Origin of the sequence: Pseudomonas jinjuensis (assembly GCF_900103845.1) — a bacterium.
Classification (GTDB): domain Bacteria; phylum Pseudomonadota; class Gammaproteobacteria; order Pseudomonadales; family Pseudomonadaceae; genus Pseudomonas; species Pseudomonas jinjuensis.
On record NZ_FNIJ01000005.1, the window covers coordinates 119,526 to 138,402 of the forward strand.

11 protein-coding genes are annotated in these 18,877 nt (G+C 68.6%); 8 read left to right on the top strand and 3 right to left on the bottom strand.

Translation table 11 applies throughout. The annotated features are described in order from the left end of the window. Nucleotides 1-126: 126 nt before the first annotated feature. From BLR75_RS08745 to BLR75_RS08780, 8 genes are all read left to right on the top strand, one after another. Entirely contained in the window at nt 127-1,269 is a 1,143-nt protein-coding gene (locus BLR75_RS08745; RefSeq protein ID WP_084310642.1) for an acyl-CoA dehydrogenase family protein, read from the top strand. A 22-nt stretch (nt 1,270-1,291) separates the two neighbouring features. Then, complete coding sequence (locus BLR75_RS08750) at nt 1,292-2,803, top strand: aldehyde dehydrogenase family protein (protein ID WP_084310641.1); 1,512 nt, start codon at nt 1,292-1,294, stop codon at nt 2,801-2,803. Between the two features lie 11 nt (nt 2,804-2,814). Further along, the gene (locus BLR75_RS08755; protein ID WP_084310640.1) at nt 2,815-4,005 is read left to right on the top strand and encodes an iron-containing alcohol dehydrogenase; all 1,191 of its coding nucleotides are present in this window, start codon (nt 2,815-2,817) and stop codon (nt 4,003-4,005) included. Between the two features lie 48 nt (nt 4,006-4,053). After that, on the top strand, nt 4,054-5,613 hold the full coding sequence (locus tag BLR75_RS08760; RefSeq protein WP_084310639.1) for a long-chain-fatty-acid--CoA ligase: 1,560 nt from the start codon (nt 4,054-4,056) through the stop codon (nt 5,611-5,613). Nucleotides 5,614-6,098: 485 nt separating this feature from the next. Then, a complete protein-coding gene (locus tag BLR75_RS08765) occupies nt 6,099-7,982 on the top strand; it encodes a DUF1302 domain-containing protein (protein WP_084310638.1) in 1,884 nt (627 codons plus the stop codon). 13 nt (nt 7,983-7,995) lie between these two features. Continuing rightward, nucleotides 7,996-9,354: a DUF1329 domain-containing protein gene (locus tag BLR75_RS08770; protein WP_084310637.1), complete on the top strand. Its 1,359-nt coding sequence runs from the start codon at nt 7,996-7,998 to the stop codon at nt 9,352-9,354. Nucleotides 9,355-9,440: 86 nt separating this feature from the next. Beyond that, complete coding sequence (locus BLR75_RS08775; protein ID WP_084310636.1) at nt 9,441-10,397, top strand: WD40/YVTN/BNR-like repeat-containing protein; 957 nt, start codon at nt 9,441-9,443, stop codon at nt 10,395-10,397. Nucleotides 10,398-10,404: 7 nt separating this feature from the next. Continuing rightward, entirely contained in the window at nt 10,405-12,810 is a 2,406-nt protein-coding gene (locus BLR75_RS08780; protein ID WP_084310635.1) for an efflux RND transporter permease subunit, read from the top strand. A gap of 355 nt (nt 12,811-13,165) precedes the next feature. Here the strand turns inward: BLR75_RS08780 and BLR75_RS08785 are convergent, their stop codons facing one another. The 3 genes from BLR75_RS08785 to BLR75_RS08795 all read right to left on the bottom strand — a co-directional run bounded on the left by BLR75_RS08785 (nt 13,166) and on the right by BLR75_RS08795 (nt 18,789). Then, the gene (locus BLR75_RS08785; protein ID WP_084310634.1) at nt 13,166-14,083 is read right to left on the bottom strand and encodes a LysR family transcriptional regulator; all 918 of its coding nucleotides are present in this window, start codon (nt 14,081-14,083) and stop codon (nt 13,166-13,168) included. 105 nt (nt 14,084-14,188) lie between these two features. After that, a complete protein-coding gene (locus tag BLR75_RS08790; protein WP_084310633.1) occupies nt 14,189-15,736 on the bottom strand; it encodes an arylsulfatase in 1,548 nt (515 codons plus the stop codon). A gap of 341 nt (nt 15,737-16,077) precedes the next feature. After that, nucleotides 16,078-18,789 carry a winged helix-turn-helix domain-containing protein gene (locus BLR75_RS08795; RefSeq protein ID WP_084310632.1) on the bottom strand — a complete coding sequence of 904 codons (2,712 nt, stop codon included), beginning with the start codon at nt 18,787-18,789 and terminating at the stop codon, nt 16,078-16,080. Nucleotides 18,790-18,877 lie beyond the last annotated feature (88 nt).

Genomic DNA, 18,877 nt, shown 5'->3' on the forward strand with positions numbered 1-18,877 from the left:
TTCGCATAGTGCAAAGAAACCCCGGCGGGGCACCCCTCCCGGCGCGGGAGGGGTGGCGGGGGGCGGGCATCGGTTACGTTGCCCACCATCCGCAATCGGGCGAGTGCAACTTCTGGAGGAAACCCAATGAGCATCCCGCGCACCCTGTTCAACGAGGAACACCTGCAATTCAGGGAGTCGATCCGCCGCTTCCTGGAGGTGGAAGTCCTGCCGCATTACGAGCGCTTCGAGGAACAGGGCTTCATCGATCGCGAGGTCTGGACCAAGGCCGGGGAGGGCGGCTTCCTCTGCTTCAGCATGCCGGAGGAATACGGCGGGCTGGGCGCGGACAAGCGCTACAGCGTGATCATGCTGGAAGAGTTCGCCCGCGCCGGCGCGACCAACCTGCTCGGCCTGACCCTGCATTCGGAGATCGTCGCGCCCTACATCCTGCACAACGGCAGCGAGTACCTGAAGCAGACCTACCTGCCGCGCATGGCCAGCGGCGAGCTGATCGGCGCCATCGCCATGACCGAGCCGGGCGCCGGTTCCGACCTGCAGGGCGTGCGCACCAGTGCCGTGCGCGACGGCGACCATTACGTGCTGAACGGCTCCAAGACCTTCATCACCAACGGCATGCACTGCGACGTGGTGATAGTCGTGGCCAAGACCGATCCGGCGGCCGGCGCCCGCGGCATCAGCCTGTTCCTGGTGGACACCTCGATGCCCGGCTTCAGCAAGGGCAAGCGCCTGAAGAAGGTCGGCATGAAGGCCCAGGACACCGGCGAGCTGTTCTTCGACAACGTCCGCGTGCCGGCGCAGAACCTGCTCGGCGCGGAAGGCCAGGGCTTCGCCTACCTGATGCAGGAGCTGTCCTGGGAGCGCCTGCAGATCGCCATCAGCTCCACCGCCCTGGCCGAGGCCGCGCTGGACTGGACCGTGCGCTACTGCCACGAGCGCAAGGCGTTCGGCAAGGAGCTGCTGGAGTTCCAGACCACCCGCCACAAGCTCGCCGAGCTGAAGACCGAGGTGCAGATCGGCCGCGTGTTCCTCGACCGCTGCATCGAACTGTTCCTCGACGGCGCGCTGGATGCCCCTACCGCCTCGATGGCCAAGTACTCGATGACCGAGCTGCAGTGCCGGGTGATCGACGACTGCGTGCAGCTGCATGGTGGCTACGGCTACATGTGGGAATACCCGATCGCCCGCGCCTGGGCCGATGCGCGCATCTCGCGGATCTACGGCGGCACCACCGAGATCATGAAAGAGCTGATCTCCCGCACGCTCTGAAACCGGCCGCCGGAGACGCATCATGCAGCCAACCCGCATCGACCACTTCATCGGCGGCGCCTCCGTGGCGCCGGCGAGCGGCCAGTACATCGAGGTCGAGAATCCCGCCACCGGCGAGGTGATCGCCCTGGTGGCGGCCGGTTCGCCGGCCGACCTCGACCGGGCCGTCGACGCCGCGCAGGCGGCCGCCGCCGACCCGGCCTGGCGCGACATGCCCGGCGAGCAGCGCGCGACGCTGCTCTACGCCCTTGCGCAGCGCATCCATGCCCATGCCGAGGAGCTGGTCTACCTGGAGTCGATCAGCTCCGGCGGCACCGTCAGCCGCATCGCCGGGCTGGACCTCCCGGCCGCCATCGACCTGTGCTGGAGCATGGCGGAGATCGTGCGCAGCTATCCCTTCGTCGAGAACCTGCCGCCACGGCCGCTGCCCGAGCCGACCCACGCCCAGGTGGTGAAGGAGCCGATCGGCGTCTGTGGCCTGATCACCGCCTGGAACTTCCCGCTGCTGCTGTTGCTGGCCAAGACCATCCCGGCGCTGGCGGCGGGCAACGCGGTGGTGGTCAAGCCGTCGGAACTGACGCCGCAGACCACCGCGCGCTTCGCCGAGATCACCGCCGACCTGCTGCCGCCGGGCGTGCTCAATATCGTCCATGGATACGGCCACGAGGTCGGCGCGGCGATGAGCCGGCATCCCGGCATCGGCAAGCTGTCGTTCACCGGGTCGAGCCGGGTCGGCAAGCTGATCCAGGCCACCGCGGCCGAGACCTGCAAGCGCGTCACCCTGGAACTCGGCGGCAAGGGCGCGGCCATCGTGCGCGCCGATGCGGACCTGGAACTGGTGGCCGAGGGCGCGTTGTTCGGCGTGATGCTGAATGCCGGGCAGATGTGCGAGTCGGGGACCCGGCTGATCGTGCACAAGTCCATCGAGCAGCCGCTGCTGGATGCGCTGGCGCAGGCTGCGCGGCGCCTGGTGGTGGGTAATCCGCTGGACCCGGCGACTTCGCTCGGGCCGCTGTCCAGCGTCGCCCACGGCGAGCGGGTGCTCGGCTACATCCAGTCGGCGCTGGTAGACGGCGGACGGCTGGTCTGCGGCGGCGAGCGGGTCGGCGTGCCGGGTTGCGAGGGCGGGCTGTTCATAGCGCCGACGGTGATCGCCGGCGCGAACAACCGGATGCTGGCCGCCCGCGAGGAAATCTTCGGGCCGGTGCTGCTGGTCATGACCTGCGAGGACGACGAGGAAGCCATCGCCATCGCCAACGACAGCCCCTACGGCCTGTCCGCCGGTATCTGGACCTCCGACCTGGTGGTCGCGCAGAGCATGTCGCGGCGCCTGCAGGCCGGCTCGGTGTGGATCAACGACTGGCACGCGATCCGCACCGACGCGCCCTTCGGTGGCTACAAGGAAAGCGGCTACGGCCGCGAGTTCGGTGTCGCCGGGCTGGAGAGCTACCTCGAAACCAAGACCGTGGTCACCGCCTTCCAGCGCGATCCCCGCGCCAAGCCGTTGTACGGCCTGCTGCACAAGCGGGCCTGAGGAACCGAGTCATGTCGAATACGGGATATTTCCACTACTGGATGCGCACGCAGGTGCACAGCGGTGACGGCGCACTGGTACGGGTGCCGGCGCTCATGCAGCAACTGGGCGGCCGCCGCGTGCTGCTGGTGACCGGTGCGGGCGTGCGCCGCGCCGGGCTGGTCGAGCGGCTGGAGGCGGTGTTCGCCGCCAACCGGGGCGGCGGCCAGCCGGTGCTGGTCGGCGTGGTCGAGGCCGATGCCGCGGCGGAAAGCGTCAACCATGCGGCCGCCGTTGCACGGTCGCTGCAGGTCGACGCCATCGTCGCCCTCGGCGGTGGCCGTGTGCTGGATGCGGCCAAGGCGATCAAGTACGCGCTGGGCCATGGTCTTGCCGACATCCAGGACGTGCTGCTCGGCGGCATCCGCCTGGAAACCAGTCCGCCGGCGCAGCCGCTGGGCATCGCCCATATCGCCGTGCCGACCCTGGCCGGCAGCGGCGCCGAGGCGAGCAATGCCGCGGCGATCCGTTGCGAGCGCCTGGGCGGCTATCGCGCGCTGCTGGTGGCGCCGTACCTGGACGCCGATATCGCCGTGCTCGATGCGCAGCTCACCGCCGAGGTGCCGGTGGCGCTCGCCGTGGCCGGCGGCCTGCACGCGCTGGCCCAGGCGCTGGAGGTGATCGCCAGTCCGGCGAGCAATGCCTTCAGCGATGCCAGCGCCTTCGCCGCCGTCGACCTGATCCGCCGCTGGCTGCCGCTGCTGTCCCGCGAGCCGGGCAATGCCGAGGCCCGCGCCGCGCTGCTGCAGGCCAGCATGCTCGCTGGCCAGGCGCGCGCCGGCGTGCTCGGCGCCATGCCGGTGCATGGCTGCGCCAGCGCCCTCGGCCTGTTCCACGACATTCCCTTCGGCCAGCTGAAAGGCGCGCTGCTGCCGGTGGCGCTGGACGTGCTGCGCGACTACTACCGCCCGGCCGCGTCCCGGCTGGCGCGTGCCTTCGCCATCACCGATGCGGGATGCAGCGCCGACGAGTGCCTGCAGCAGGTCATCGTCCTGCTGCAGGCGCTGCTGGACGAGACCGGCATGCCGCGGGCCATTCCCGAGGTGGCGCAGGCGGAAATGCAGTGGATCGTGCAGGCCGTCGGCGCCGATCCGGCGGCCATGTTCCTGCGCCTGACACCGGAGCAGGTCGGCCTGATGGTCGCCCGGCTGGCAGGCGCCTGAGCCGCCGCATCTCTTCCCAAGAACAAGAAGCCCTATCCAGGAGATCCCATGTATTTCACCCAGCCCCTGCACCGCAATCTCCAGCAGTCCCCCGAGCGGACGATGACCCTCTGCGGCGAGCGCAGCCACAGCGTCCGCCAGTTCGTCGAGCGCGTCGCCCGCCTGGCCGGCGCCCTGCGCCGACTGGGCGTGAAGAGCGGCGACCGGGTCGCCATGCTGGCGCTCAATTCCGACCGCTACCTCGAATACTGCTTCGCGGTGCCCTGGGCGGACGGGGTGCTGAACCTGTGCAACACCCGCTGGAGCGAAAAGGAAAACGCCTACGCCCTGGCCGATTCGGCGACCTCGATCCTGATCGTCGACGAGACCTTCAGGGACATGGCCGCCGGCCTGCGCGCGGCGGTGGATTGCATCGAGCACGTCATCTACGCCGGCGACGGCGAGATCCCGGCCGGCATGCTCGGCTACGAGGCGCTGATCGCCGCCAGCGAGCCGGTGGAGGACGCGCGGCGCGGCGGCGAGGAACTGCTCGGTCTGTTCTACACCGGCGGCACCACCGGTTTCCCCAAGGGCGTGATGCTCAGCCACCGGAACTTCTGGAGCAGCCAGATCGCCCTCGCCAGCGAGAAATTCTTCCAGCCGGAGGAAACCATGCTGCGGGTCGCGCCGATGTTCCATCTGGCGGACATGGCGCTGGGCTACGTCGCCACGCTGCTCAACCACACCCACGTGATCCTGCCGGCGTTCGCCCCGCTGGAAGTGGCGGCGGCGATCCAGCGCCACCACGTGCAGACGACCATCCTGGTGCCGACCATGATCCAGATGCTGGTCAGCCATCCGCAGCTGGCCGGCTACGACCTGTCCTCGCTGCGCCTGATGGTCTACGGCGCCTCGCCGATCCAGGAACGCCTGCTGCACGACGTCCAGGCCAGGCTGCCGGGGCTGCAGCTGTGCCAGGCCTACGGGCAGACCGAGATGGGCCCGCTGATCTCCACCCTCGGCCCCGACCAGCACACGCCGGAGGCCGCCGCCCGCGGCATGCTGCGCTCCTGCGGCCGCCCCGGGCGCGCGCTGGAGGTGCGCATCGTCGACGCGGAGGGCAGGGAAGTGCCGCGCGGCGAGGTGGGCGAGATCGCCGTGCGCGGGCCCAACGCCATGCAGGGCTACTGGAACAAGCCGGAACAGACCGCCGCCGTGCTCCGCGAGGACGGCTGGCTGCTCACCGGCGACGGCGCCTACATGAACGAGGACGGCTACCTGTTCATCGTCGACCGGGTCAAGGACATGATCGTCACCGGCGGCGAGAACGTCTTCTCCGCCGAAGTGGAAAACGCCCTCGCCAGCCACCCGGACGTCGCCATGTGCGCGGTGATCGGCATTCCCAGCGCGGAGTGGGGCGAGTCGGTGCACGCGGTGGTGGTCCCCCGGCCCGGCTGCGCGCCGTCGGTGGATGAGCTGCTCGCCCACTGCCGTGCGCGCGTCGCCAACTACAAGACGCCGAAGAGCATCGAGTTCCGCAGCGAACTGCCGCTGTCCGGGGCGGGCAAGGTGCTGAAGACCGAGCTGCGCGCGCCGTTCTGGAAGGGCGCTTCGCGCAGCGTGGCCTGAGCGGCGCACGCGCCCGGGGCCGCGTTCGCGGCCGTGGTGGATCGATGGAGCCGATCCACCCTACGGAAACTCCGGAGCCGGACGATCCCTTGGCCGTAGGGGGATGAGGCTTTTCTCATCCGCCATTGCGGGGCCGCGTTCGCGCTCCGCCCACCTCCCATACCTCCAAGCCCACCTCCCATACCTCCAAATCGTTCCCACGCTCCCGCGTGGGAACGCATCCGTGGACGCTCCTGCGTCCGCTTCTTCGCGGGCATGGCCCGCTCCTACAAAAGAACGCCGTGCGCCGGGACACTCCTTCCCCTCCCACCCCGGCAGGGGTCCCAAACCTCCTACCCCTCCCGCCTGGGGAGGGGGTATGCGGCCCGCGAAGCCCGTTTACTAACCCCAGCCAATCGCTGACCGAGGACCGCTAGGGAAGGGGCGGCTCGGAGGAGGGTTGGCCGTTTCGTCCCCCACGAACGGGATCACTTAGGGAAGGCACAATGACAACAACAATCGCTTCACACGCCACCGGTTTCGTCCGCCACGCGCTGGGCCGCGCGGTCCTGCTGGGCATGCTGGGAGCCGCTGCCGGGAACGCCCAGGCATTCAACTTCGAGATCGGCGACGGCTGGTCCGGCAGCCTCGACACCACGCTTTCCTTCGGCAGCAGCTGGCGCGCCGAGGAGCGCGACAACGAGCTGTACAGCCGCCTCGACGGCCAGGTGATCGGCAAGAACGATGGCCTCGGCGGCTCCAACACCGACGGCGGCAACCTCAACTACGACCGTGGCGACCGCTTCTCCACCGTCGCCAAGTTCCTCTCCGAGCTGTCGGTGAGCAAGGACGAGATGGGCGGTCTGCTGCGCGTCAAGGGCTGGTACGACCAGGCGCTGGAAGACGAGGACGTGCACTTCGGCAACCAGGCCAACGGCTACCAGCGCAAGCCGCTGTCCGACGACGGCTTCGAGGACCTGCAGAAGAACAAGGGCGTCTACCTGCTCGACGCCTACGTCTACGACACCTACTACCTCGACGAGCACCCGCTGCAGGTGCGTCTCGGCCGCCAGGTGCTGAACTGGGGCGAAAGCCTGTTCGTCCAGGGCGTCAACCAGATCAACCCGCTGGACGTGCCGTCCCTGCGCCGCCCGGGCACCGAGATCAAGGAAGCGCTGCTGCCGGTATGGATGATCTCCGGCAGCTTCGGCCTCAGCGACGGCCTGTCGCTGGAGTCCTTCTACCAGTTCAAGTGGGAGCCCACCGTCATCGAGGGCTGCGGCAACTACTGGTCGGTCACCGAGACCATCGTCTCCACCCATCCGGGCGGCTGCACCATGGCCACCTCGCTGACCAACGTCAGCAACCCGGTGGGCTTCGCCACCGGCGCGCGCCTGCCGCTGGTCAAGGGCAAGGACGCCAAGGACTCCGGACAGTGGGGTATCGCGCTGCGCTACCTGGTGGATTCCATCGACACCGAGTTCGGCCTCTACGCCATGAACATCCATGCGCGCACGCCCAACGTCTCCGCGCAGACCGGCGACTGGGGTGCGATTCCGGTCGGCGTCGCCGGGCGTGGCGCGCCCTTCCTCAACCCGGTGCAGCTGCACCAGGACCTGCCGTTCGGCGCCACCTCCACCAGCGCCTTCTGGGAGTACCCGGAGAACATCCGCCTGTACGGCATCAGCGCCGCCACCACCCTGGCCGGCTGGTCGGTGGGCAGCGAGCTGAGCTACTCGCCGAACGTCCCGGTGCAGCGCAACGGCAACGACGTGCTCGCCGCCGCCCTGCAGGGCGTGGGTCCGGTGGGCGCGGAGGCGCAGGCGATCGGCCAGAACGCCTACCTGCGCGGCTACGACCGCTTCGAGAAGACCCAGCTGCAGATCAACGGCATCAACCTGTTCCCCAACGTGCTGGGCGCCTCCAGCCTGCAGGTGGCCGCCGAGATCGCCTTCCAGTGGAACGACGTGCCGCAGGGCGACGACGACCTGCGCTACGGCCGCGGCTTCATCTTCGGCAGCGGCTCCCACCCGACCTACGGCGGCAACACCTGCGGCCCGCGCAACCCGCAGCCGGACGGCTGCAAGGACGACGGCTACGTCACCGACTTCGCCTGGGGCTACCGCCTGCGCGGCCAGCTGGAATACCCCGACCTGCTGGGCATCGGCGTGGCCACCTACCCGAGCCTGTTCCTCGGCCAGGACGTGGAAGGGGTATCGATGGACGGCCAGTTCAACGAGGGCCGCTTCACCGTGGGCACCGGCGTGCGCTTCGACTACCTGAAGCAGCACAGCCTGGAATTCAACTACGTCACCTTCAACAACGACGCCGAATACGACCCGCTGCGCGACCGCGACTACTACTCGGTCAACTACAGCTACAAGTTCTGACGAGGACACTGCCATGAAAACAATAACGATGCGCCGCACCCCGCTGGCCTGCATGCTGGCGGCCACCCTGTCCCTCGGCGCCGGCAGCGCCTGGGCCAAGCTGACTGCGGAAGAGGCCGCGCGCCTGGGCGCCGACCTGACCCCGGTGGGCGCCGAGAAGGCCGGCAACGCCGATGGCAGCATCCCGGCGTGGGATGGCGGCCTGACCACGCCGCCGGCCGGCTGGAGCGCCGACAAGGGCTACATCGATCCCTTTCCGCAGGACAAGCCGCAGCTGGTCATCACCGCGGCCAACGCCGAGCAGTACAAGGACAGGCTGACCCCCGGCACCCTGGCGCTGCTGAAGAAGTACGACAACTTCAAGATGCCGATCTACCAGACCCGGCGCACCGCCGCGCTGCCCACGGAAGTCACCGACAAGGCGAAAGCGCAGTCCACCCAGGTCGAGCTGCAGGGCTTCGGCGTGAGCAACCTGGCCGACTCCAACATCCCGTTCCCGATTCCGAAGAACGGCCTGGAGGCGATCTGGAACCACCTGGTGCGCTACATGGGCGGCGGCTTCGACCGCACCTACCACTGGTTCCCGGTGCGCAGCGGCGGCGATTCCTACAAGGTCGGCTTCCGCGAATACCGCATCTACAACCAGAACATGGACCGCGGCGACAACAACCGCCTGTTCAACATCCTCGGCTACTTCCTCGAGCCGGCGACCCTGCAGGGCACCGTGTACCTGGTCAAGGAGCCGGTGGACCAGGTCGCCGAGGCGCGTTCGGCGTGGATCTACAACTCCGGCGCGCGGCGCGTGCGGCGTGCCCCGGACCTGGCCTACGACAACGTCAGCGACGGCACCGAGAGCATGCGCGTGACCGACCAGTACGACGGCTACAACGGCGCGCCGGACCGCTACGAGTGGAAGCTGGTGGGCAAGAAGGAACTGTACGTGCCGTACAACGCCTACAAGCTCTCGGACAAGTCGCTGAAGTACTCGTCGATTCTGCAGAAGGGCACCATCAATTCCGACCTGATGCGCTACGAGCTGCACCGCGCCTGGGTCGTCGAGGGCACCCTGAAGACCGGCCAGAAGCACATCTACGGCAAGCGCGTGATGTTCCTCGACGAGGACAGCTGGACCGTGCTGGAAGAGGACGCCTACGACACCCGCGGCCAGCTGTGGCGAGTCGGCGTGCACCCGCTGATCCAGTTCTACGACGTCAAGCTGCCCTGGTATCGCGCCAACATCTGGCATGACCTGTCCAACGGCAACTACCTGGTCGGCGGCCTGGACAACGAGGTCAAGCAGCCGTGGAAGTTCGGCGTGAAGGGCCGCCAGGCCGAGTTCCAGCCGGACGCCCTGCGCCGCGCCGGGCACTGAGCCCGGAATGTGCGACGGCGGCTCCCAGTGGGGCCGCCGGTTGCCGTTCCATTCGAGAACATTCCAATAAGAACGAGGAGCCGCCAATGGCTATCTTCGCCAAGCCCGCCCGCGCGCTGCTGTGCGCCGCGCTGATCGCGGCGTCCACGGCCGAGGCCCGGGCGCCCGCCGCGGGCGAGCCGCGCATCCGCACCGACCGCATCATCCTGCTCGACATCCAGCGCGTCGGCGGCCAGCTGTTCAGCGCCGGCGAGCAGGGCTGGATTCTCCGCTCGGACGACGACGGCGCCAGCTGGCAGGCCGTGCAGACGCCGGCGGACCGCACCCTGACCGGCCTGGCCTTCGCCGACGACCGGCTCGGCATCGCCGTCGGCCACGGCGCCACCCTGCTGCGCACGACCGACGGCGGCCGGCAGTGGACGAAGGTCGAGCTGGACGGCATCGGCCGCGACTCGCTGCTCGGCGTCACCCATCTCGGCGGCCAGCGCTTCGTCGTCTACGGCGCCTTCGGCCACTACCTGGAATCCCTCGATGGCGGCCTGAGCTGGGAGCGCAAGCCGGTGCTCGACGAGGAGTTCGACCGCCACATCGCCCGCGTTCTCAAGGTCGGCGGGCAGCTGTTCCTGTTCGGCGAGTCCGGCACCCTGCTGCGCTCCAGCGACCTCGGCGCCAGCTGGGAACGCCTGCCGTCGCCCTACGAGGGCTCCTTCTTCGGCGGCCTCGCCACCTCCAGCGGCACGCTGCTGGCCTTCGGCATGCGCGGCAACCTGTACCGCTCCACGGACCACGGCGACAGCTGGACGAAGGTCCCGCTGGAGACCCGGGCCGCGCTGCAGGGCGGGCTGGTCCTGGCGGACGGGCGCATCGTCCTGCTCGGCAACGCCGGGCTGGTCGCTATCAGCGACGACGACGGGCGCAGCTTCGCGCCGGGCGACAAGGCCCGCGGCGGCCTCGCCCAGGCGGTAGCGGTGGCGGACGGCCTGCTGGCGGTCGGCGACAGCGGGGTTCAGGCGCTGCGCCTGGCCTCATCGACAGCGAACTGAGGTTGCTATGAGTCAATTCCAAGACAGCCGTGGTCTGCAGTCCGACCTCGATGAAGCGCGGCTCGACCGCCAGCATTTCTCCCGCGGTCTGGTCGGCCGGGTCTCGTACTGGATCTTCCATTTCCGCCGGCCGCTGCTGGCCTTCTTCATCCTGGTGACGATCGCGCTGGCCTTCAGCGCCACGCGCCTGCGGGTGGAGGCGGGCTTCTCCAAGATGATCCCGCTGCAGCACGAATACATGCAGTCGTTCCTCAAGTACCAGGACGACTTCGGCGGCGCCAACAAGGTGCTGCTGGCGCTGAAGAGCGAGAAGGGCGACATCTTCACCCCCGGCTTCATGGACAGCCTGCGCCAGGTGACCGAGGAGGTGTTCTACGTCAGGGGCGTGGAGCGCAGTTCGGTGACCTCGCTGTTCACCGCCAACGTCCGCTACAACGAGGTGATGGAGGACGGTTTCCGCGGCGGCAACATAGTCGCCGCCGACTTCTCCGGCACTCCGGAACAGCTCGGGGCGGTGCGCGAGAACGTGCTCAAGTCAGACTGGGTCGGGCGCATCGTCGCCAACGACCTGAGCGCGGCGATGGTGGTCGCCAACCTGCAGGAAATCGATCCGGAAACCGGCGAGCGGCTGGACCTGCAGCAGGTCGGCCGGGCGCTGGAGGCGATCCGCGCCAAGCACGAGAAGGACGGCGTCAGCGTCCACATCATCGGCTTCGCCAAGTCGGTGGGCGACATCGCCGACGGCTCGGCGGGCGTGCTGCTGTTCTTCGCCCTGGCCTTCCTGATCACCGCGGCGCTGCTCTACTGGTACTCCGGCTCGCGCATGCTCACCGCCTGGGCGCTGATCTGCGCGCTGGTGCCGGTGGTCTGGCTGCTCGGCCTGCTGCCGCTGCTCGGGCTGGCGCTCGACCCGATGTCGATCCTGGTGCCGTTCCTGATCTTCTCCATCGGCGTGTCCCACGCGGTGCAGATGACCAACGCCTGGCGCCTGGAAACCCTGCACGGCCACGACGGCCTGACCGCCTCGCGCAACTGCTTCCAGAAGCTGTTCATCCCCGGCGCCATGGCGCTGCTGGCCAACGCCCTGGGCTTCCTGGTGATCGCCTTCGTGCAGATCGAGATGGTCCGCGAGCTGGCGATCACCGCCACCCTCGGCGTCAGCCTGATGATCCTCACCAACAAGCTGCTGCTGCCGATCCTGCTGTCGTTCATGCGCTTCTCGGCGCGTGACGCGGAACACCTGAAAGGCAAGGAAACCGCCGGCGACTGGCTGTGGGAACGCCTCGGCCCGCTGGCGACGCGCAAGGGCGGCGCGGCGGTGATAGTCGTCGCGCTGGCGCTGCTCGGCTTCGGCCTGTGGGAAGCCGGCCAGCTGAAGGTCGGCGACATGGGCCAGGGCGTGCCGGAACTGCGCCCGGACTCGCGCTACAACCAGGACGTGGCGCTGATCACCCGCGACTTCGCCATCGGCGTCGACCTGCTGCAGGTGGTGGCGGAAGCCAACAACGGCAGCGATTCGCCCTGCGTCGACCGGGCGGTGCTGGGCAAGGTCGAGGACTTCGAGTTCGCCATGAAGCAGACCGACGGCGTCGGCACCGTGCGCGGGCTGGCCGGCTTCGTCGGGCAGGTCACCCAGGGCTACGCGGAGACCTTCGTCAAGTGGCGCGCGGTGCCCGAGGAGCGCGCGCAGATCGCCCAGGGCGTCGGCTTCGCCACCCGCCTCGGCAACGAGCTGATGAACTCCACCTGCACCGCCATGCCGATCTCGCTGTACACCGAGGACCACCAGGCTTCGACCATCGACCACATCATCCAGCGGATCAAGGCGTTCAAGGCCGCCAACGACAGCGACCAGCTGCGCTTCCAGCTCGCCAGCGGCAACGTCGGCGTGATGGCCGCGACCAACGAGGCGGTGGCCGCCGCGGACAAGTGGGTGAACCTGGCGCTGTTCGCCTCGGTGACGCTGCTCTGCCTGCTGAGCTTCCGTTCGCTGCGCATCACCCTCTGCATCATCCTGCCGCTGGCGCTGGTGACCGTGCTGTGCAACGCGCTGATGGCGCTGCTCGGCATCGGCCTCAAGGTCAACACCCTGCCGGTGGTGGCGCTCGGCGTCGGGGTAGGGGTGGACTACGGCATCTACCTGTTCGAGCGCATCCGCCACGAGATGCACTCGCGCAACCTGGACCTGCGCGCGGCCTTCGTCGAGTCCCTGAAGCAGCGCGGCACCGCCTCGCTGTTCACCGCGGTGACCATGACCATCTCGGTCAGCACCTGGCTGTTCTCCACCCTCAAGTTCCAGGCGGACATGGGCCTGCTGCTGGCCTTCATGTTCCTGGTCAACGTATTCGGCGCCATCCTCCTGCTCCCCGCGCTGGCCGCATGGCTGGTGCGCCCGGCGGGCAAGGTGGCCTGAAGCAGCGCTTGTCGTGCGGCGCCGGCGGCCTTCGGGCCGCCGTTCGGGTCCCGGGCGGTGCCGTTCATTGGCATTGGTTTTCCCCGGGACCTTTCTTTTTGTGCGCCGGCCTTGGTGGCGGATAACGCTGGCGCGTTATGCCTACGTGGCTGCTCATGGCCCGCTTGACGCCATACCTGTAGGAGCCAGCTTGCTGGCGATTGCCGTATTCTCCTTCCACGCCGACGTTGAGGGAAAACCTGGTTCGCCAGCAAGCTGGCTCCTACAGGTTCTGTGCGTGTTTCAAGGGCGGCGCGACTCCATGTAGGAGCGGGCCATGCCCGCGACCCGCGCGCATCGCGCGCCTATGGCGCGTTCATCTTCCGAACCGCCCGAACATCCGCTCATCCTCCTCCAGCAGCATCGCCTTCAGCGCCGCGCCGGCCGGCGACGGGCTCTGGCCCCGGCGGCTGACGATCGCATAGTCCGTCGCCAGGTCCAGGCGTTCCTTCGGCAGCGGCACCACGGCCAGGCGGCCGGCCTCCACGTCCTCGGCGAGCAGGTCCCAGGGCGCCATGCCCAGGGTGTCGCTGCTGCCGACCACCCCGCGCAGGGTGGTGAAGTTGTCGCACTGGAAGCTCAGCGGCGGGTAGCGGTCGTTCAGGCGGCCGACGTGGATGGTCTCGCGGGTCGGCAGCGGGGTGGTCGCCAGCGGGAAGCGCCCCAGCTGCTCGGGACCCAGGTCGCTGCCCTGCAGCAGCGGATGTCGCGGCCGGCAGAACACCAGGATCGGATAGTTGTGCAGCGGCTCGATGGCCAGCTGCGGATCGTCGAAGACCTCGCGGACGTCCGCCACGTACAGCTCGATGCGGTTGTTCAGCAGGTAGTCGCGCAGGCGCAGGCGGTTGTCGGAGATCAGCGACAGCTGCACCCGCGGGTGCGCTTCGAGAAAGCGTCCCAGTGCCCGCGGCACCAGCCCGACCGAGGGGAAGGTGCCGGCGCCGATATGCAGTTCGCCGCCTTCCAGGTTGCTCAGCCGGCTCACTGCGCGCTTCAGCGCCTGGTCGGCCGCCAGCAGGCGTCTGGCGTGTTCGAGGACCAGGCGGCCGTGTTCGGTGAGGTTCACCCCGCTGCGGGCGGAGCGGTCCAGCAGCTGGCAGTCCAGCGCGCGTTCCAGCGCCTGCAGGCTGCGGGTGAGGGCCGGCTGGGAGAGGTTCACCGCCTCGGCGGCGCGGGCGAAGTTGCAGTGCTCGGCCAGGGCGATGAAGTGGCGCAGTTGACGCAGGTCGTGCATGTGCGTGCTTCCGTCGGGGGGACTCCCCTACACATTAGCCAGCACAAGCGCGCACAGGGAGATGCGGAACGCTGGCGCGGGTGCGCGCCAGCGTCCGGGAGGAGGTCAGCGGTTGGCTTTCGCCGTGGTGGCCGACTGCATCTGTTCCACCACCTGGTCGATGGAGAAGCTCGCCGGCTTCTGCCGCGGCGGGAACTCCTTGAAGCTGGACAGGAAGGCACCCACCCGCTGCTGGGCGGGAACCAGCAGGAAGACGTGGTCGAGCAGCCAGTCGTAGTAGGTGTTGGAGGTGATGTTGGCGCGCTCGTAGGGGTCCCGGCGCAGGTTGAAGATCAGCGGCACGCGCAGCTTGACGAAGGGCTCGGCCCAGACCTGCAGGGTGCCGGCGACGCGCTGTTCGGCGAAGACGAACTTCCAGTCGTTCCAGCGCATGGCGGTGAGGTCGCCGTCATCGGAGAAGTAGAACACTTCCTCGCGCGGCGAGCGTTCCACCTTGCCGGTGATCAGCGGCAGCATGTCGTAGCCGTCGAGATGCACCTTGTAGCTCCGGCCGATGGCCTGCACGCCGCCCTTCAGCAGCTTTTCCTTGATGTCCGGCGCGCCCGCCGCGTCGAGCAGGGTCGGCAGCCAGTCCATGTGGTGCATCAGCTGGTTGGAAACGACGCCCGCCGGCACGTGGTTCGGCCAGCGGACCATGGCCGGCACGCGCCAGCCGCCTTCCCAGTTGGTGTTCTTCTCACCGCGGAACGGCGTCTGCCCGGCGTCCGGCCAGGAGTTCATGTGCGGGCCGTTGTCGGTGCTGTAGATGACGATGGTGTTGTCGGCGATGCCCATGTCGTCCACCGCCTTGAGCAGGTCGCCGACCATGGCGTCGTGCTCGACCATGCCGTCGGCGTACTCGTCCTGCCCGGACTTGCCGCGGTTCTCCGCCTTGACGTGGGTGCGCAGGTGCATGCGGGTGGCGTTCCACCAGACGAAGAACGGCTTGTCGGCCTTGACCTGGCGCTGCATGAAGTCGATCGCGGCGGCGGTGACTTCCTCGTCGATGGTCTCCATGCGCTTGCGGGTCAGCGGGCCGGTGTCTTCCACCTTGCCGTCGGCGAACGACTTGATCACCCCGCGCGGGCCGAATTTCTTGCGGAATTCCGGATCCTTCGGGTAGTCGGGCAGTTCCGGCTCCTCCTCGGCGTTGAGGTGGTAGAGGTTGCCGTAGAACTCGTCGAAGCCGTGGGCGGTGGGCAGGAACTCGTCCTTGTCGCCCAGGTGGTTCTTGCCGAACTGGCCGGTGGCGTAGCCCTGGGCCTTGAGCAGGCCGGCGATGGTCGGGTCTTCCTTGCGCAGGCCGAGGTCCGCGCCCGGCAGGCCGACCTTGGACAGGCCGGTGCGGAACACGCTCTGCCCGGTGATGAAGGAAGAGCGGCCGGCGGTGCAGCTCTGCTCGCCGTAGTAGTCGGTGAAGAGCATGCCTTCTTTGGCGATGCGGTCGATGTTCGGCGTCCGGTAGCCCACCAGGCCCAGGGTGTAGGCGCTGATGTTGCTCTGGCCGACATCGTCGCCCCAGATCACCAGGATGTTGGGTTTCTCGGCGGCCACTGCCGCCGAGGCGCTGCTGAGCATGGCCAATGCGGCCAGCCATGTTCTTGTTCTTTTCATCGCTGTCTTCTCTCGCGTGAGGGTCCCGCTGCCCGAAGGCATTCCTGCACCCGAAGCGAAGCCGGATGCTGGGCGAGGATGGTCGGCCGCGAGGGCGAATCCGGGCAAATGCGACTTTCGCATCGTGACGATGCATGGGGTGGGTACCCAATGCATCGAACCTTGTAGGAGCCAGCTTGCTGGCGATCAACCGTATCTGCCGGCAATGCCGTGGTCTGATGAAACCGCGGATCGCCAGCAAGAACTAGGCGTCCCCCTGGCTCCTACATGGATGGTGCAGGGTCGTACCGCGCCATCAGCGAGTTGATGCATTCCCACGCGGGAGCGTGGGAACGATCGGTTCAGGGCAACAAGCCGAGGTTGCGCGCCTTGGCCACCGCATCCTCGCGGGAGAAGGCGCCGAGCTTGCTGAAGACGTTCTTCAGGTGCCACTTGACGGTGCCGGGGGACAGGTTCAGCTCGCGGGCGACGCTCTTGGTGGACAGCGCCCGCGCCAGCAGGGTGACCACCTCCAGTTCCCGCGGCGAGAGGATGCCCTGGCCGGTGGGCTCGGCATCCTGCGTCTCGTCCGGGGCATCCTCCGGGGCGCTGGCGCGGTCCAGGCAGCGCTGCAGGTAGGCGCGGTCCCGCAGCGCCAGCGTGGTATCGGCGGACAGGCCGCGCAGCAGGCGGATGCCGGCCGGGCCTTCGTCGAGGAAGATGCGGTTCATGCCGTACTCGCTGGCGTCATGCAGCGCCGCCAGGGCATGGCGGTGGGCCGATTCCTCGTCATCCAGCGCCTGGTGGGCGATCGCCACGCGAATGCGCAGGATGCCGGCCGGCAGCAGCAGGCCTTCGTCCAGGCAGGTCTGCGCCCAGCGACCGGCGACCTCCGCGGCGTGGCGGTAATCGCCCTCGGCCAGCGCCAGGGCCGTCTCCGCCAGGCCGCAGGCCAGGGGAATCTCCGCCCAGGCGCAATGGCGGGTGTCGGCATAGTCCTGCGCCAGGGTACGCAGCAGGCGCATGGCTTCCCGCGCCGGCGGCAGGTCGTCGTGGAAGCAGGCGATGCGCACCTGCTCCGCGTAACGCCAGGCCTGCAGGCGATCCAGGCCCATGTCCCGGGCGATCTCGCCGAGCCGGTCGAGGGTGGCGAAGGCCGCGTCCGGCATGCCGCCGGCGCACTGCAGCTGCGCCCGCGCCAGGTAGGTGTAGAGGATGCATTCGAGGGTGCCGAGCACCTCGGAAACGCCGAGGCATTCCTCGACGTAGTCCTCGGCGGCATCCAGCTCGTCCAGCCCGTAGCAGGTCAGGGCCAGGGTGGACTTGGCGAGGGTCGCCGCCTCCTGGGCCAGCAGCGGCGCGCGGGATATCTGCGTCAACGTGGCGGCCAGGCTGCGCTGCGCCTGGTGCAGGTCGCCCTGGACGTAGAAGCTGAGGCCGCTGAGGGCGTCGAGGAAGGGGCGCGGGCGGGCGCCCTGCTGCCGGGTCAGGGTGCGCTGGGTGTCGTGCACCATGTCGCGCGCCTGCACCGGGTGGTTGGCCTTGATCTGCGCCACGGCGGCAAGGGTATAGAGCATCAGCAGGTGGAAGCGCTGCTCCGGCGGGTGTTCCAGCAGCGGGGCGAGCAGCTCGGGAATGTGCAGCGTGTCGTCGCGCTTGAGCAGGCGCATGGCGCGCAGCAGGCGCAGTTCGATTGCCACCTCCGGCGTGTTGACCGCGGGATGAGCGAGGATCGACGCGAGGGTCAGCTCGAAATCGGCCAGGCGGTTGCAGGTCAGCTCGGACCAGCCCATCGACAGCAGCAGCTCGATCTTCCGGCTCCAGGCCTGGCGCGGCAGGACGTCCACCAGTTGCAGCAGCTGGGCGAAATGCGCCTCGCCGACCAGCGGCCGCGCCACCCGGGCGAGCAGTTCGATGCTGCCGTCGAGGTCGCCGGCGTACTGCGCGTGGCGGATGGCCTCGACATACATGCCGTGCTCGGCGAACCACTGGCTGGCGGCGTTGTTGATGCGGTTGATCTCCGCCGGCGGCAGCTGGCTGCGCAGCTTGCCGAGGTAGCCGGCGAACATCTGGTGGAAGCGGTACCACTGCAGCCGGTCTTCCAGGTCGATGGGCATCAGGAACAGGTTCTGCTCCAGCAGGACGTCGAATACCGCGCTGCTCTCGACGTCGCCCGTCAGCGCCGCGCAGAGCTCGCGGTTGAAGCGCCGGCAGGCGGAGATGCGCACCATCACCGCCACCTGTTCGGGGCTGAGGACGCGGGCGATGCAGTCGTCCAGGTAGGCGTCCAGGCCGCGCTGGTCGGCGGTCATGCTGCCGCTGCCCCAGCTCTGCAGGCTGCGTTCGAAGTCGCCGCCGTTGCGCAGCGACAGGGCGCTCAGCTGCAGGCCGGCGGCCCAGCCGTCGGTCAGCTCGTAGAGGCGCCGCTGCTGCGTCCTGGACAGTTCGCCGACGCCCTGCTGGACGAGCAGCGTGTCCTGCTCCTCGGCGGTCAGGCGCAGTTCGGCGAAGCCCAGCTGGGTCAGCTGGCCCTTGATGCCGATGGCGATCAGGTCGAGGTCCGGGCGCTGGCGCGAGCTGATCACCAGGTGGAAGTTGTCCGGCGCCAGGTCGATCAGCTTCTGGATCAGCCCGAGGGCGGGCAGGGCGGCGAGGAACTGCAGGTCTTCGAGGAACAGGTAGAGCGGGCGCGGGTGGTCGTACAGCGCGTTGACCAGCAGCGGCAGCAGGACGTCCAGGGAGCGGCCGTCGCTGCGTTCGCTGAGGCCGATCATCTCGTCGGTGATCTCCAGCCCGGCGGTTTCCAGGGCGGCCACCAGATAGGCGGCCCACAGCGTCTCGTCGTCCGGGCCGAGGTTGTACCAGCCGACATCGTTGCCGGCGGCGATCAGCCGTTGCCGCCACTGCGCCGCCAGGGTGGTCTTGCCGCTGCCGGCCGGGCCGACGATCAGCGTCAGCCGGCGTTCCCGGCCTTCCTCCAGCTGCGCGAGCAGGCGTTCGCGCTGCAGTGTTCGGGCATCGACACGCGGCGGCATCAGCTTGGTACGGATCAGCAGGATGTTGGAGCGTTTCATGGGGCTTTCGACTCGGCTTCGTGACGGCGGGGACTCTACCCAGTGTATTGCGTAACCCGCCGGACGACAGGAATGCGCCCGGCGGCCG

Bases quoted from the DNA above. Each gene is read 5' to 3' on its own strand.
- BLR75_RS08745 (WP_084310642.1), top strand. From the start codon at position 127: ATGAGCATCCCGCGCACCCTGTTCAACGAGGAACACCTGCAATTCAGG.
- BLR75_RS08750 (WP_084310641.1), top strand. From the start codon at position 1,292: ATGCAGCCAACCCGCATCGACCACTTCATCGGCGGCGCCTCCGTGGCG.
- BLR75_RS08755 (WP_084310640.1), top strand. From the start codon at position 2,815: ATGTCGAATACGGGATATTTCCACTACTGGATGCGCACGCAGGTGCAC.
- BLR75_RS08760 (WP_084310639.1), top strand. From the start codon at position 4,054: ATGTATTTCACCCAGCCCCTGCACCGCAATCTCCAGCAGTCCCCCGAG.
- BLR75_RS08765 (WP_084310638.1), top strand. From the start codon at position 6,099: ATGACAACAACAATCGCTTCACACGCCACCGGTTTCGTCCGCCACGCG.
- BLR75_RS08770 (WP_084310637.1), top strand. From the start codon at position 7,996: ATGAAAACAATAACGATGCGCCGCACCCCGCTGGCCTGCATGCTGGCG.
- BLR75_RS08775 (WP_084310636.1), top strand. From the start codon at position 9,441: ATGGCTATCTTCGCCAAGCCCGCCCGCGCGCTGCTGTGCGCCGCGCTG.
- BLR75_RS08780 (WP_084310635.1), top strand. From the start codon at position 10,405: ATGAGTCAATTCCAAGACAGCCGTGGTCTGCAGTCCGACCTCGATGAA.
- BLR75_RS08785 (WP_084310634.1), bottom strand. From the start codon at position 14,083: ATGCACGACCTGCGTCAACTGCGCCACTTCATCGCCCTGGCCGAGCAC.
- BLR75_RS08790 (WP_084310633.1), bottom strand. From the start codon at position 15,736: ATGAAAAGAACAAGAACATGGCTGGCCGCATTGGCCATGCTCAGCAGC.
- BLR75_RS08795 (WP_084310632.1), bottom strand. From the start codon at position 18,789: ATGAAACGCTCCAACATCCTGCTGATCCGTACCAAGCTGATGCCGCCG.